This window comes from Hymenobacter yonginensis (assembly GCF_027625995.1).
GTDB lineage: Bacteria > Bacteroidota > Bacteroidia > Cytophagales > Hymenobacteraceae > Hymenobacter > Hymenobacter yonginensis.
In genome coordinates this window covers 4,278,467-4,293,495 of record NZ_CP115396.1, presented here as the reverse complement: position 1 = coordinate 4,293,495, position 15,029 = coordinate 4,278,467, and the positions used below count along the sequence as shown (strand labels likewise).

Genomic DNA, 15,029 nt, shown 5'->3' with positions numbered 1-15,029 from the left:
GCTGGATGCTGATCATCGGTTGTTCTGGAATCTGACAACTGACAATCAGCAACTGACCACTAAGCCGAAGCCCGGTAGGACGTATCCACTGGCGACTTCACCAGCAGCGTGACGCACGAAGCGGTACGCACGACGGTTTCGGCCGTGCTGCCCATCAGAAACCGGTTCAGGCCGGTGCGGCCGTGCGCCCCGATTACGATGAGGTCGGCAGGATGCCGGCGGGCTTCCGCCACAATAGCCTGAGCCACATCAAGCGCGTGCACCACGGCCGTGCTGACGCGGGCCCCGGCGGCCGTAGCCAGCGCATGATAATGGGCCAGCTGCTGGGCCAGCGCCAGATCGGGCAGGTTTTCCAGCACCGGCTGCGGCTCCAGCACGTGCAGCAGGCGCAGCTCGGCGTGGGTGCCGGCGGCCAGCGCAGCCGCATAGGCGACCAGCGGCGCCGTAGCTTCTGAGAAGTCGACTGGGCAAAGAACGGTGGCGATGGTCATGCGGGGCGGAAATAGAAAACGGCGAAACGAAAGGCGCGGCGGCTACTTGGCAGGTGCTGTACCGGCCCAGATTTGCTCGCCGGTGGCGCGCTTGAGCTGGTATTGGCCCAGCGTGTAGTTGTAGATGGCCTGCAGCCGCGCCAGGCGGGCCTGGGCCAGCGAGGTTTCGGCGTCCAGCACGTCGAGGTTGGTGCCCACGTCGTAGCGGTAGCGGGCCTTGGCGCGGGTGAGGGCGTCGGTGGCCTGGCTGATCTGCAGCTGGGCATTGTCGTAGCGGGCGGTGCTCGACTGCAGGTTATTCACGGCCTGCCGCACGTCGGCGCGGATTTGCTCCTGCGTGTCCTGGATGCGGGCCTGCGAGCCGCGGATGTTGGCCTGGGCCTCTACCCGCTGGTTTTTGTTTTTGTTGCCGTCATAGATCGGCACCGAAAACTGCACCACGCCTACCGAGTTGGGCCGGAACTTGTCGAGGTTGGGCAGGTAGCCGTTTTTGCCGCCCAGCTGCGCCCCTACGCCCAGCGTGGGCGTGTTGGCACGCTCAATCAGCTTCAGGTTGAGGTTGGCGGTCTGCTCGGCGTCGCGGGCCAGCTTCACTTCGGGGCGGTTTTCGATGGCCTGGGCCAGGGCCTGGTTCAGGTCCACGGCGGTAGGCTGGTAGGCGAAGGTGCCGCGCACCGGCACATCTACGTACTCGGGCTTGTGCAGCAGGCGGGCCAGCTGCACCTGCTGGTTACGAAGCTGGTTTTCGAGGTCGATTTTGGTGTTCTGGGCCTGGGTGATGCGCACATCGGTGGTGGTCACGTCGAAGCGCGTGCTCACGCCGCCTTCCACCCGCTTCTCCATTTCGCGCTTGTGCTGCTGCAGCGAGGCAATCTGGGCGTTCTGTACCTTGATACTTTCGCGCACAAACAGAATGTTGTAGTAAGCCTGCGCCGCCGAGTACGCCAGGTCGCGGCGGGTCACGTTGATCTGGTCGACGGCGGTCAGGCGGCGGCTTTCGGCCAGATTATACGTGGCGTCCTTCTTACCGAAGTCCAGCAGGCCGTATTGCAGCGTGATGTGGGCGTCGTAGTTGTTGTTGGGGGCCAACTGAAACGTTGGCGCGTCGGGGCTGAGCTGCAGCTTCACCACCGGATCGATGCGGGTATAGGTGGCCGTACCCGTAATCTGGGGCAGAAAACCGCCGCGGCTCTGCGTTACGCGGCTGGTGGCGGCATTCACTTCTTCTTCCAGCGTGGTAATCGCCGGGTTGGCATCCAGCACCGACCGGATGGTACCATCCAGCGTCAGCGAATCGGATAGCACCTGGGCCTGCGCGGCACCGGCGGCGGTCAGCAGCCCTAGCGTCAGGAGTGAAGCGGCAAATTGAGGTCGGGAAAGCATCGGGTTACAGCTTGTTGGTACACCGCCCTTACCCAATCCAGTGCCAAATCATTAAAATGATTTTAACCCGCACAAAAACCGCTTTTACAGGCTGTATAAGCAGTTATTTTTTTACTCCCTCCTTAAACAACCTAATTTCGCCTAGTTACGTTTTCCTGCTATATCAGGATTACCTGAACCTTGTTCCTGATATTTCAGCAAAATAACATGCCCCAGTCAGAAGAGTCGCTGCTGCTGTACCTCAACGAGGCCATTGCCACCACGCGCAGCAAAGACAAGCTCTTTCAGCTCGTAACAGAGAAACTACGGCTGATTTTTCCGTTCGATATGATTGCCATCATCACGCTCGATAGCGCCCAGCGCTACAAGCGGCTGTTCATGCGCGATTATCTGGGCGAGGTGCCCTACCCGATGCCGCAAACGGTAGCCGGTATGATGCCGGTGGAAAACTCCCCGACTGAGTTGTTTGTGCGCGACCCACGGGTGCAGCAGATTGACATCCGGGAGCTGACGGCGGACTACCCGGACTTCATGCCGTTTGTATTGCTGGAGCAGCGCAAGGTGCACTACCTGACGGTGGTGCCGCTACGCACCGGCGGCCAGCTGATTGGGCTGCTGTGCATGGCGGCGCGGCGTGCCCCTGCCCTACTGCCCGCCGACCTGGCGCTGCTGGAAAAAATCGGGAGCCTGGTGGCGGTGGCCGTGAACAATGCCCTGGCCTTCGAGGAAATAGCCTGGCGCGAGCGGGAAAAATCGGTGCAGCTGTCGGTGACCAACGTGCTGCTGAGCAGCAAAGACCGGCAGGCCCTGTTTCAGACTGTGGCGGAGGAAATCAACCGCATTGTGCCGCTCGACTACTTCGGGCTGCGCATTCAGCGGCGGGAAACGGCCACGGAAGGCTTTGCGGAGTTTGCCAAGCAGCCCGACGGCACGTTTGCGCCACTGGAAGAAAGCCGCTGGGACGGGGTAGCCAATCGGGAGCAGATGCAGCGCGAAACCTTCGGCATCTTCTCGCAGCCGCTGCTGCTCACCGGCCCCGATTACGAGCTGGCCGCCCGCCGCTACCGCATGCTGCAGTACACGATGGAGAAAAACGGCACCCGCGCCATGCTGGGCGTGCCGCTCTGGACCGACGACACCCAGGCCGCCGTGCTGGTGCTGGCCAGCCGCCGCCCCGATGCCTTCACCACCGCCGACCTGGACCTAGTGGCGGGCCTGGCCCCGCAAATCACGCTGGCTATGCGAAACCTGTTTGCCTTCGAGCAGATTGAGGCGTTGCGCGCCCAGCTGGAACGCGAAAAAACCTACCTGCTCGACGAAATCAACACCACAGCCAAGTTCGAAGACTTCATCGGGACCAGCCCGGTGATGCAGCTGGTGCAGACCCGCATCAGGCAGGTGGCGCCCACCGATACCACGGTGCTTATCCAGGGCGAAACCGGCACCGGCAAGGAACTGGTGGCGCGGGCCCTGCACAACCTGTCGCCGCGTAAGGAGCGCGCCCTCATCAAACTCAACTGCGCCGCGCTGCCAGCCCAGCTCATCGAGAGTGAGCTGTTCGGGCACGAGAAAGGCGCGTTTACGGGCGCCCACGACCGGCGCATCGGCAAGTTTGAGCTGGCCGACGGCGGCTCCATTTTCTTGGACGAGGTTGGGGAACTGCCTCTCGACCTGCAGGCCAAGCTGCTGCGGGTACTGCAGGAAAAGGAGTTTGAGCGCATCGGCGGGCGGCGCGTCATCCGGGCTGATGTGCGCGTCATCGCGGCCACCAACCGCGTGCTGGAAGAGGAAGTAGCCGCCGGGCATTTCCGCGCCGACCTCTACTACCGCCTCAACGTTTTTCCAATCCGGCTGCCGGCTCTGCGCGAGCGGACCGAAGACATTGAGCCTTTGATGCGGCACTTTCTGGAGCGCTTCACCAAGCAGATGGGCAAGCCCGTGCGCGGCCTGCGCGAGCGGGATTTGCGCGCCCTGCAGCAATACGGCTGGCCGGGCAACGTGCGCGAGCTGGAGCACGTGCTGGAACAGGCCGTGATAGTTAGCCAAGGGCCGTTTCTGGAGTTTCAGGGCTTTGCGGCGGCCACCCAGGCCGCTCCCGCCACTTCCGATGCCGGCGGACCGCTCAAAACCCTGCGCGAGCAGGAGCGCGACCATATTCTGGCGGCGCTGCACCGCACCAACGGCCGGGTCAGCGGCCCCAACGGCGCCGCCGTCCTGCTCGACATCAACCCCAAAACACTGGAGGCCCGCATGAAGAAGCTGGGCATCAGGCGCACGGTGGAAGCGGGTACCTAAACAAGCCAATCGGGCGCAGCCGTAAAACTCAATATAGATAGTCGAAGGCCGCTTTGCCAGCCGAGCTTCGGTCTATGCGTCACCGACTGTTTGCCCCTAACGGTATTCGACTGGAATTGCCGTGATGGGCCGAATCTGCATGTTGCGGTAGTACGCTTCGGCACCTTCCGACTGAATCTGAATTTTACCGTTAGTCAGCGGCCCCTGCGAGCCATCTGGCTTCGTTTCCCGGGAATTCTCCAGCACCATCACCACTTCGCCGTTGATGATATGGAGGCTTTTTGGCCCCAGGCAAATAAGCTCAATTGTATTCCATTGGCCCAACGGCCGCTCCCGGTTGCGGCCCCGCCGACAACGCCCGGGTTGTCCTATACCGAAAGACTTGAGAGGCGCCGCCGGGTCATATATCCAATCAAGCTCGTTGTCTTCGGTGCGGTAGGCAGCGCGTATATCCATGCCCGGCCCTATGGCAAAATAATCCCCCATGTCGTCTTCCTGGATCTGCATTTCCTGGGAGAGCATCCACACATTCCAGAAAGCGCCGTGGTTGCCTTTGGCATGGTACAGAATGCCGTTGTCGCGCTTGGCCGTCAGGCGGGGCTCGTATTTGCGCGTACCCCACTTGAATTCCGCTTTAAAATGGTAGTTGCCTAGCTCCTGCTTGGTGCTCAACCCGCCATAGATTTGCCCGGAAATATGGAGCACGGGCTTCCCATTCTCCTGCTCGACTTTGAACACTTGCAGCGGATCATTATTCAAGCCGATGGGAGTGCCGTTCATCCCATCTCCCAACGGGTAACCCGGCAGGTTGAGGGTGTAATGTGGCACCCCTATGAATTTATCCCACTGCGTCAGGTTCTGGTCGAGCATATTATTCCACAGATAGGTCGGATTGGGGCTCGGAGTCATCACCCGAGTTGATGCGCCGGCCGCATACCGAATGCCCCCCAGTAGGTGCTGAAGAAACAGCGGTTCCTGGTAGCTCTCGTTTGTATGGCCGCCCGCAGTGTAGAAGGCCCGCCCGCCCTGATACCCGTGGTACCAGGCAATCGGGTGACTGCTGCCGTGGCTGCCGCCGGAATACGTCTGCTCATCCAGGTTTGCCAGCACTTGCACGCCTGGGTCCAGGCTTCGGAAGTTGTACCACTCGTCGGTGCGCTGCCATGTATCGGGCAGAGAAGCCGTGGCATCGTGGTTTTTGTCGATTACCTGAATGGTGGCCGGCTGAATGGCGGGATGGTCTTTGAAGTACGCGCCAACCAGCCCATTATACCATGGCCAGTCGTACTCGGTGTCGGTGGCGGCATGGATGCCCACAAAGCCATTTCCGGCACTGATGTATTGTTCGAAGGCCTGCTGCTGCGTGTTGTCCAGCACGTCGCCGGTTGTACTCAGGAACACAACCGCTTTGTACCTGGCGAGATTGGCCGGGTTGAACTGGGCAGCTACTTTGGTGGTATCCACCACCAGATTGTTTTCAGCCCCCAGCTTTTGTAGGGCGGCAATGGCAACGGGAATAGAGGAATGATAGAAGCCAGCCGTTTTATAGAAGACCAGAATTCTCGCTGCTGGCTCTGGTTCGGCCGCCGTCCCTTTTTCGCTGGAGCAGCTGTAGAAAGGCAGGGCCAAAAGGAGGGAAAAAACCGTGCGTAGCGTGGGGCTCATATCTGCTGTTTTTAAAGGCTGACCAACCATTCAAAATCACAAAAAAGGACAGCAACATGTGGCCGCTTATCCTTCTCCCATAGCGTATTATGCGAACATAAGACAGTATACGCAGGCCTCAGCCAGAAGTGCTACGAGTGCGTCTACCACACGAAGCTTTGCGAAGTAACTACCGATAGTATTTACCTTTCCAAGCGTACTAGTTGCGCCAACCTGCCAGCAGGCTAGGCAGGAATTCCAGGCTCATTCCCGCACAGCAGACCATGAAAAAGGCCACTCTGCTTGCGCAGAGTGGCCTTTTCAACTCAAACAAATCAGATTATTTCGCGGCCTGAATATCGGCAATGGCTTTTTCGGCGGTGGCCTGGTTGGCCGCGGCGGCGGGCTTGCCGGCCTGGGCTTTGGCGCCGGCCTGCAGGGCCTCAATTACGGGCTCCGCGGCGCCGTAGCGCTTGTACTTGATGGCCAGGTCACGCAGACGCTCCACGTCTTCGGTGAAGGCCTTGGGGTCATTGAGGCGGGTGAGCATCGCGCCCATGCCCTCGAAGTAGCCAAACTTGTTCTGGCCATCGGCGGCATCATACCGGGTGCGTACGTAGGCCCACTGGGCGTCGCCGCCGTGCTGGCTGTAGACGCTGGCCACGGCCTGGCTGATGCCGGCGTCTTCGCTGGATTCCAGGGCCTGCGCTTTGGTCAGGGCCAGGGCGGGCTGCACCTCACCTAGCGCCTGCAGCGCAGCCGCCTGCACCGTGTACGACGGCGCGCTCAACTGCCGACTGAACAGCTTCTCATCCTTCTTATCCTTGAGCTTGGCCAGCGCCGTTAGCTCAGTAGCCAGGGCGTGCGGGTCTTTTTCGGTGGCTACCCGCTTGCGTAGCGCCGGCGCGGCTTCCTTGGCAATGTTCTTGTTGTCGAGCTTCAGGCGCTCGGCGGCCACCATGCGCAGGTTGTTGAACTTGTCGTTGAGGCCGGCCAGCAGCAGCTTGCGGGCGGCGGCATCGGTGTCCTGCTTGGCGGCGGCGGCCAGCAGGGCCTCGCGGCGCGCCACGTAGAGCGGGGCGTGGGCATACTGGTAGGCAAACTCGGCCACGGACTTGTTGTCGGTTTGCTGCCACACCAGCGTTTTCTCGGCGTCCACGTCCACCAGGTTCGGCTTGGCTGAAAGCGGCATCTGGAAGGTCTGGGTGCCCTGGGTCATCATCACGCGCTGGCGCTGGGGCTGGCCGTTCACGTAATAATCAATGGCGAAGGGCAGCTGAAACGGCTGGCCGGGCTGGGTCTGCTTCACGGTCACGGACTGCACCTTCTGGGTAGCGTCCCAGGCGTAGTCAATCGTGACAACGGGGTGGCCGGTGCCGAAGTACCACTGGTTGTAGAACCAGTTCAGATCCTGGCCCGACACGGCCTCCATGGCCAGACGCTGCTGGTGGGCCTCGCCGTTGCCAAACTTGTTGTCCTGGAGGTATTTCTGCAGGCCGGCGAAGAACACGTCGTCGCCGAGGTAGGTGCGCAGCATGTCCAGAATGGCGCCGCCCTTCTGGTAGCTCACCAGGTCAAACATCTCCTCCTTATCGGCATAATGGAAGCGGACCAGGTTTTTCTGGGCGTCGGGGGCGCTGCGCAGGTAGCTGCGCAGGTTGCGGTGGTTGTGCGAGTCGCCGGCGTCGGCGCCGTAGCGGTGCTCGGCGTAGAGGCCTTCGGAGAAGTCGGCCATGCTCTCGTTCACCGTGAGGTTGCTCCAGCTTTCGGCCGTGACGTAGTCGCCGAACCACTGGTGGAACAGCTCGTGGGCAATGACCGACTCGTTGCCGTATTCGCGGTCCAGCAGCTGCTTGTCGGTCATCTGCACAAACTCGCCGTGCAGCGTGGCCGAGGTGTTTTCCATGGCCCCGCTCACGTAGTCGCGCACCACCACCTGGGCGTATTTATTCCAGGGATACTCCACGCCGAGGCGGTTGGAGAAGAACTCCAGCATGTCGGGCGTGTTGCCGAAAATCTGCTTGGCGAAGGGCGCGTACTTGGGCTCGAGGTAGTAGCTCACCTCTTTGCCACGCCAGGTTTCCTTGTAGATTTTGAAGTCGCCGACGGCCATCATGAACAGGTAGGGCGCGTGGGGCAAATCCATCTTCCAGGTGTCGGTGCGCAGGCCCGCGCCGGCGGGCGTCTGGCTCACCAGCGCGCCGTTGCTTAGCGTCACGTACTTGCTGGGCACCGTCAGGCTGATTTCCGAGGTGGTTTTCTGGTTGGGCCGGTCGATGGTCGGAAACCACGCCGAAGAGGCTTCCGTCTCGCCCTGGGTCCAGATCTGCACGGGCTTGCCGGCCACGGCGCTGTCGGGGTTGATGAAGTACAGGCCTTTGGCGTCGCTGATGGCCGCGCTACCCTGCACCTTCAGCTCGTCGGGCTTGGCCGTGTACTCGATGTAGACGGTGTAGCTGGTGCCGGGCGCCATGGCCTTGCCCAGGTAGATGCGCAGGTTATTCTGGTCGGTGTAGTCGAACTTCAGCGGCGTCAGCTGCAGGCCGTTCACCAGCGCCACCTGCTTGATGTCCATGCCTTTGGCATCGAGCCGCAGCGAGTCGGTGGCGTAGGCGTGGGGCTTCAGCGTCACCCACTCCTTGCCGTAGAGGTAGCGCTTGGCGTAGTCGAACCGCACATCTAGCTTGGTGTGCACCAAGTCGTTGACCTTGGTGGCGGAGGCGCGGTAGATCTGCAGGGCCGGGTTGGCGGGCGGCGTGGGTGGGGCCTGTTGGGCCAGCGCCGCCGTGGTAGCCAGCACGCAGCCGGCAGCAGTAAGCAGGTTTTTCATGAGTATGGAAGGAAGGGAAGGGAAAGCAAGGGCACCGCAATGGCGCGGAGGCTGCAGCTTCCGGCGGGTTTGCTATGCAGTAGGGATTACTGCTACAAACATATCAATCGGTAGTATGCAAAACAAGGTACTGTATAAATAATATTTCACGAAACAAATATTCATATCCGCCACCGCCCTATAGTATCAATTCAGCGTGCCTGCCTTCATTTTGCGCAAGGTCTGCTCAAACCCATCAGCTGGCTCTTTGGCCTGCCTGGCTTGCGCTACCGCCCGCTGCTGCGTGGCTACGGCTTCGGCCGGAAAATGCAGCGCGTAGAGCAGATGCGCCATGGTATCGTAGTAGGCGGCTCTGGGGTCCAGCGCCACAGAACGCTGGCTCCAGCGCAACGCCTGCATCAGGTAGCTGTTGCGCCGGGTTCCTGATTTGTACAACGCCCACGCGCCATTGTTGAGGTCGGCGTCCACCGGATCGAACTGCATGGTGGGCGGCATGATGCGCACCTTCACGCCTGAGTCCAGCCGGGCCAGGTTGGGGTACGGCAGCTCGTTCTGGAACGGGCTGCGCGCGGCCTGCTGGCGCTGCTGCCACCTGCGCACCGTGTCGGCGGGCGTGTTCATGTAAAACCGCTCGTAGAAGCTGGTGAGCATAGGCAGGTAGCGGGCGGTGTCCTGCACGGCGCTGTAGTAGTGCAGCATGTTGCCGCTGTAGGCCCGCGCCGCCATCTGGTAGTTGCGCGACGCTTGCCAGCTGCCCTGCGCAAAATTGGCGCCCTGCACAGCCAGCTTTTCGTCTTTGGCCTTGATGGCCGCCAGCATGGTATTGGAGATGATGCCGTTATTGAGTGCCACCCGCCGGGGCAACGGCAGCGTGGCATACATGCTATCCACGAGGCGCTGGTTCAGGCGGGCTAGGCGGTAGGCGCGGCTGTCTACCAGCGGCCCGCATTCATACACGAACACCACCTGCTCCAACCGCTCAAATGCCTTGACGGGCAACTCGCGCACGTACTGGTCCAGCAGCTCCGGGCTGATGGGCGCGCCCACGCTGCGGCGCGCTCCGATGTACTGGCGCAGAAACTCCGGCGCCCGTTCGCCCTGCGCGTAGCGCTGCTCCAGCGCACTCAGGTTGTCGGGGCTGGCCAGCTTCTGCCGGAACGTGTCGATGTCGCGCAAGTAGCGGGCGGCGTCCGGGGTGTTGCTGTAGCTGCGGTGCAGCACCGTGCCGTCGGGGTGCAGGTAGAGGTAGGTAGGAAAGGTATTGATGGCGTAGCGGCGGGCCAGGCGCTGGCCGGCGGGCTCGCGCATGTTGGCCTTCACCACCAGAAACTCCTGCTGCAGCACCTGCACCACGGCCGCATCATCGAAGCCGGATTTGTAGCGCTGGGCCATTTGCTGTTTGGTGAGCTTGCCGGGCGCGGGCGCCGCCGGGAAAAACAAGAACACCGGCTTGCGCAGCTGCCGGGCGCGCTGCAGCACCTGGCCCAACGAATCGGTTTCGGGGCGCAGCTGCTGGGCGGCAGCGGTGGCGGCCGTGAGCAGCAAGGCGGTCAGCAGGTAGAGGACACGGGTAATTATGGGCATCGTAAGCGAATCAGGATAAAAGGATACAGCGAGCCTGAAGGTAGGCAGAAGCCCGAAACTGTGCCGGGCCGGGCTACAAAATCCCGGCTTTTAGCAGCCCTGCCGCAGCTTGCTGCGTACACTCCTGCATCCATTCACCTTAGCTTATAGCCCCATGGCCCAGACCGCCTCCACCCCCAAGCATACCGACCCCGAAACCAAGCGCGACGAAAAGAAGAACGAGGAAACGGTGAAGGACAAGCCCGACGGCAAAAAGAAAACCACGCAGCAGAAGTAAGCTGCCCTGCATTCCCGGACGCCCGGCTTCCTCCCAGGAAGCCGGGCGTTTTTGTGGCGCCCCACCGCCCGCTTCCGGCATTTTATTCGGCCCGCCGCTGTTTTGCGTGTACTTTAGACCCGCATGCCCACTCCCGACCTCGACCCCACGCAGCTCACCCGCGAGCAGGTGCTGCGCGCCCTGCGCCACCTCGACCGCGAAGGCCCGCGCATGCCCCTGAGCACCGTCTACGACCTGGTGTACCGGGGCCGCCGCTACGCGCCGCGGGCCGTGGCGCAGCTGGCGTTTCGGCTGGCGCTGGGGCAGCCCGAGGCCGCGTGGCCCCTGGCCGCCGGCGCGCCCACCAACCGCGTGCTGGAGCGCCTCGACTTCACCATTGCCACCAAGCGCCCCACCCTGGCCAACTCGCCACTGGATGGCGACGTGGCCGCCCAGCAGGATATGCAGGCGCTGTACGTAGGCCCCGAAGCCGCCCCGAAACCACCGAAACAAACTCCGGCTCTCACCACTGAAACGGAGGTGCAGGCCCACGAGCCCACCCCCGCCTACATGCTGCCCACCGAGCCGTACGGCCGCGAGCAGGCACTGCAGGAGCTGTTTGTTTCGGAAGGCAAGTTGGCCGACGCGCTGGCCGGCCTGCGCCGCCGCCGCAACCTGATTCTGCAGGGTCCGCCCGGAACCGGCAAAACCTTCCTGGCGCGGCGCCTGGCTTGGCTGGAGCTGGGCGCCACTGACGCCACGCGCGTGGAACTGGTGCAGTTTCACCCGAGCTACAGCTACGAGGATTTCGTGCAGGGCTTCCGGCCCGATGCGCAGGGGGTGTTCCGGCTGCAGGAAGGTATTTTGCCCGACTTCTGCCGCCGCGCCGCCCAGGATCCGGAGCGGCCCTATTTTCTGCTGATTGACGAGCTGAACCGCGGCAACCTGAGCCGCATCTTCGGGGAGCTGCTGCTGCTGCTGGAAGCTGACAAGCGCGGCCCGGCCCAAGCCGTGCGCCTGCCCTACAGCCCGGCAGAGGCCCCGCGCTTCTTCGTGCCCGAAAACGTGTACCTCATCGGCACCATGAACCTGGCCGACCGCAGCCTCGCGCCGCTGGACTATGCCCTGCGGCGGCGGTTTGCTTTCGTGGAGCTGGAGCCGGAGTTTGGGGAACCGCTGCAGCAACTGCTGGCGGCGCAGGGCGTGCCGGCCGCCGTGGTGCAGCGCCTCACGCAGCGCCTCACCGCCCTCAACCAAACCATCACCGACGACCCCGACCTGGGCCCGGAGTTCCGCATCGGCCACAGCTACTTCTGCCTCCCCCCTGCCACGGCCGCCGAGGCCGAATCCTGGCTCACCCTGATTCTGGAGCAGGAAATCGGGCCGCTGCTTGATGACTACTGGCTGGACCAGCCCGCCAAGGCCGCCGCCCAGAAAAAGAAGCTACTGGGGTAGGTAAATAACTGAATTGCTGAATGGTTAGATGGCTGGTCGTGGAGAGGCAGCGGAGTAGTGCGGGCCCGGTCTGCGCGGCACAGCTGCAAGACCGGTGGCCGGCGTATCGCCCCGGTCTCCGACCGGAGGACGCGTAGCGGCCAGTTGAAACCGCGCCGTCCGCACTTACACCGCCGCTCACCAGCGCGAACAAGCTAAAGCGTGTTCTACATGATTCCGATTCAGAACCTCTACTACCTGCTTTGCTATGCCTGGAACCGCCTGCCGGAACCGGCCGAGCAACAGATCGTGGAGGCGGCCGCTTTCCACCGGCCGCTGGAACTGCTGGCGCGCCTGCTACTCACGGGTACCCGGCGGCTGCTCCGGCAGGGTCTGCCCACCGGCTATTCCGAGCAAACGCAGGAGCTGCCCGAGCTGCGCGGCCGCCTGCTGCTGGCCCCCACCCTGGCCCGCAACCTACTGCCCCAGGGCCGCGCCATCTGCACCTATGATGAGCTGAGTGCGGCCACGCCCGCCAACCAGTTGCTGCTGGGCACCCTGCAGCAGCTGGCCCGCGCCCGCCCACTACCCGCCGCCCTACGCCACGAAATAAAGCAAGTTGTAAGGCGGTTTCCGCCGGCCCTGGCACCACTGCCGCTTTCGGCGGCTACGCTGCGCGCCGTACGCCGGCTGCGGCCCACCGGACTGTCTGCTTTTCTACTAAACGTGTGTGAGCTGATTCACCACAGCGCCCTGCCCACACCCGATGCGGCCGGCGCCTCCCGCTTCCACGACTTCCGCCGCGACGAGCGGCTGATGGCGCAGCTGTTCGAGCAGTTTGTGCGCAACTTTTACCGGCTGGAGCAGCAACAGTTCCGGGTGTCGTCGGAAACCATTCCGTGGCAGGCCGAGGCCGAAACCGCCGAAGCCTTGGCCCTGCTGCCGGCCATGATTACGGACACGTCGCTGGAGAGCCCCGAGCGCAAGATCATCCTCGACACCAAGTACTATACGGCCGCGCTGCGCCCGCGCTACCAGCAGCAAAAGCTGATTTCGCCCCACCTCTACCAGCTCTACGCCTACCTGCAAAACCAGCCCGCGCTGCCCGGCCAGCAGCTGGAAGGCATCCTGCTCTACCCGGCCGCCGCCCAAACCCTGGATGTGCGCTACACGCTCGGCGGCCACCCGGTGCGCGTGGTCACGCTGGATCTGGCCCAGCCCTGGGAAGGTATTGCGGCGGATCTGCTGGGTCTGCTGCAATTGCCGGATCGGCAATAAAATTGTGGGTTTTATGAACGAATGCAGCCCTGAAACCGCAGTTGCGTCAGTAGATTGCAACAGCTAGTTACCCTGCTTCCTCTGTCCTTCCACTCTCCATCACCAAACCTTTACTCTTTTGAAAAGACGCGAATTTGTGGGCCTCACCGGCCTGGCAACCGGCGCCCTGTTTCTGCCCGCCATTCCGGGCCTGAGCGCGACACCTGTTGATCCGCTCAGGCTACTGGAAACCGTAGACCCGGCCATCAAGAAGCGGCTGGCCGATGCGGCCCTGAACGCGGCCAAAGCCGCCGGCGCCACTTACGCCGACGTGCGCATCGGGCGCTACCTCAATCAGAGCATCTTCACCCGCGAAAAGCAGGTGCAGAACATTGCCAGCGGGGAAAGCTACGGGGCCGGTATCCGGGTAATTGCCAACGGCACCTGGGGTTTTGCTTCCACCAACACCGTGACCGAGGCCGGCATGGCCAAGGCCGCGCAGCTGGCCGTGCAGATTGCCAAGGCCAACGCCAAAGTGCAGAAAGACCAGGTGAAGCTGGCGCCGCAGAATGGCTACGGCGAGGTAAGCTGGAAAACACCCATAGAGAAGAACTCTTTCGAGGTGCCCGTGAAAGAGAAAGTGGAGTTGCTGCTGGCTGCCAACGCCAAGGCCCTCGACAACGGCGCGTCGTTCGTGAATTCGTCGCTGTTCCAGATCAACGAGCAGAAGTATTTCGCCAGCACCGACGGCTCTTACATCGACCAGGACATTCACCGCATTTGGCCCACGTTCAGCGCCACGGCAATTGACCGCAGCACCGGCAAGTTCCGCACCCGCGAGGCCCTGAGCGCGCCGATGGGTTTGGGCTACGAGTACCTCACGCCCAAAGCCGCCGACCGCATCAACGGGCCGGCCGGTACCGGTCTGGTGGGCTACCGCAACTCCTACGACATCCTGGAAGATGCCGCCCTGGCGGCCAAGCAGGCTAAAGAAAAGCTGACGGCCAAGAGTGTGACGCCGGGCAAGTACGACCTCGTGCTCGACCCTAATCACTTGGGCCTGACCATCCACGAAAGCATCGGGCACGCCACCGAGCTGGACCGCGTGCTGGGCTACGAGGCCAACTACGCCGGCACCAGCTTCGCCACGCTGGAGTGGAAAGCTAAGAACGCGCCCTACGGCTCCAAGCTAGTGAACATTGTGGCCGACAAAACCCAACCGGGCAGCCTCGGCGCCGTCGGCTACGACGATGAGGGCGTGAAAACCGGCCAGTGGGACATCATCAAGGAAGGCAAGCTGGTGGACTACCAGAAAACCCGCGACCAGGCGCACATCGTGGGCCAGGACCACTCCGACGGCTGCTGCTACGCGCAGTCGTGGCAGGATGTGCAGTTCCAGCGCATGGCCAACATCAGCCTCAAGCCCGGCACCTCGCAGATGAGCGTGGACGATATGGTAAAAGGCGTGGACAAGGGCATCTACATTGCCGGCCGCGGCTCGTTCAGCATCGACCAGCAACGCTACAACTTCCAGTTCGGCGGCACGGTGTTTTATGCCATCGAGAAAGGCAAGATTGCGGGCATGCTCGAAGACGTGGCCTACCAGGCCAATACCCAGGAGTTCTGGAACAGCTGCAACGCTATCTGCGACCAGTCGGACTACCGCTTGTTCGGCTCGTTCTTCGACGGCAAAGGCCAGCCCTCGCAGGTATCGGCCGTGAGCCACGGCTCCAGCACCACCCGCTTCAACGGCGTCAACGTCATCAACACGGCCCGGAAAGTATAGCAACGGCGGCCTCCCCCCCTAGCCCCCTCTCCAAAGGGAGAGGGGGGAACTAGCTCTAAAAAGATAGCC

10 protein-coding genes are annotated in these 15,029 nt (G+C 62.4%); 5 read left to right on the top strand and 5 right to left on the bottom strand.

All coding sequences use genetic code 11. From position 1 onward, the window contains the following. Nucleotides 1–59 precede the first annotated feature (59 nt). On the bottom strand, nt 60–491 hold the full coding sequence (locus tag O9Z63_RS18490; RefSeq protein WP_270126864.1) for a universal stress protein: 432 nt from the start codon (nt 489–491) through the stop codon (nt 60–62). A 42-nt stretch (nt 492–533) separates the two neighbouring features. Next, the gene (locus O9Z63_RS18485) at nt 534–1,874 is read right to left on the bottom strand and encodes a TolC family protein (RefSeq protein ID WP_270126863.1); all 1,341 of its coding nucleotides are present in this window, start codon (nt 1,872–1,874) and stop codon (nt 534–536) included. A 207-nt stretch (nt 1,875–2,081) separates the two neighbouring features. Here O9Z63_RS18485 and O9Z63_RS18480 point away from each other — a divergent pair, with 207 nt between their 5' ends. Beyond that, nucleotides 2,082–4,169, top strand: coding sequence for a sigma-54-dependent Fis family transcriptional regulator (locus tag O9Z63_RS18480; RefSeq protein ID WP_270126862.1), 2,088 nt, complete (start codon nt 2,082–2,084; stop codon nt 4,167–4,169). 96 nt (nt 4,170–4,265) lie between these two features. Here the strand turns inward: O9Z63_RS18480 and O9Z63_RS21125 are convergent, their stop codons facing one another. The 3 genes from O9Z63_RS21125 to O9Z63_RS18460 all read right to left on the bottom strand — a co-directional run bounded on the left by O9Z63_RS21125 (nt 4,266) and on the right by O9Z63_RS18460 (nt 10,227). Continuing rightward, nucleotides 4,266–5,798, bottom strand: a complete 1,533-nt coding sequence (locus tag O9Z63_RS21125) for a ThuA domain-containing protein (RefSeq protein ID WP_408613551.1) — start codon at nt 5,796–5,798, stop codon at nt 4,266–4,268. 355 nt (nt 5,799–6,153) lie between these two features. Further along, nucleotides 6,154–8,643 carry a M1 family metallopeptidase gene (locus tag O9Z63_RS18465; RefSeq protein ID WP_270126861.1) on the bottom strand — a complete coding sequence of 830 codons (2,490 nt, stop codon included), beginning with the start codon at nt 8,641–8,643 and terminating at the stop codon, nt 6,154–6,156. 186 nt (nt 8,644–8,829) lie between these two features. Continuing rightward, nucleotides 8,830–10,227: a hypothetical protein gene (locus O9Z63_RS18460; protein ID WP_270126859.1), complete on the bottom strand. Its 1,398-nt coding sequence runs from the start codon at nt 10,225–10,227 to the stop codon at nt 8,830–8,832. A 154-nt stretch (nt 10,228–10,381) separates the two neighbouring features. Here O9Z63_RS18460 and O9Z63_RS18455 point away from each other — a divergent pair, with 154 nt between their 5' ends. The 4 genes from O9Z63_RS18455 (at nt 10,382) to O9Z63_RS18440 (ending at nt 14,960) form a co-directional block, all read left to right on the top strand. Further along, nucleotides 10,382–10,504 (top strand): hypothetical protein, encoded by a 123-nt coding sequence (locus tag O9Z63_RS18455; RefSeq protein ID WP_262489704.1) that lies wholly within the window; start codon nt 10,382–10,384, stop codon nt 10,502–10,504. A gap of 123 nt (nt 10,505–10,627) precedes the next feature. After that, entirely contained in the window at nt 10,628–11,938 is a 1,311-nt protein-coding gene (locus O9Z63_RS18450) for an AAA family ATPase (protein ID WP_270126857.1), read from the top strand. 210 nt (nt 11,939–12,148) lie between these two features. After that, complete coding sequence (locus tag O9Z63_RS18445) at nt 12,149–13,195, top strand: 5-methylcytosine restriction system specificity protein McrC (protein WP_270126855.1); 1,047 nt, start codon at nt 12,149–12,151, stop codon at nt 13,193–13,195. 118 nt (nt 13,196–13,313) lie between these two features. Then, entirely contained in the window at nt 13,314–14,960 is a 1,647-nt protein-coding gene (locus tag O9Z63_RS18440) for a TldD/PmbA family protein (protein WP_270126853.1), read from the top strand. The last annotated feature ends 69 nt before the right edge of the window (nt 14,961–15,029 follow it).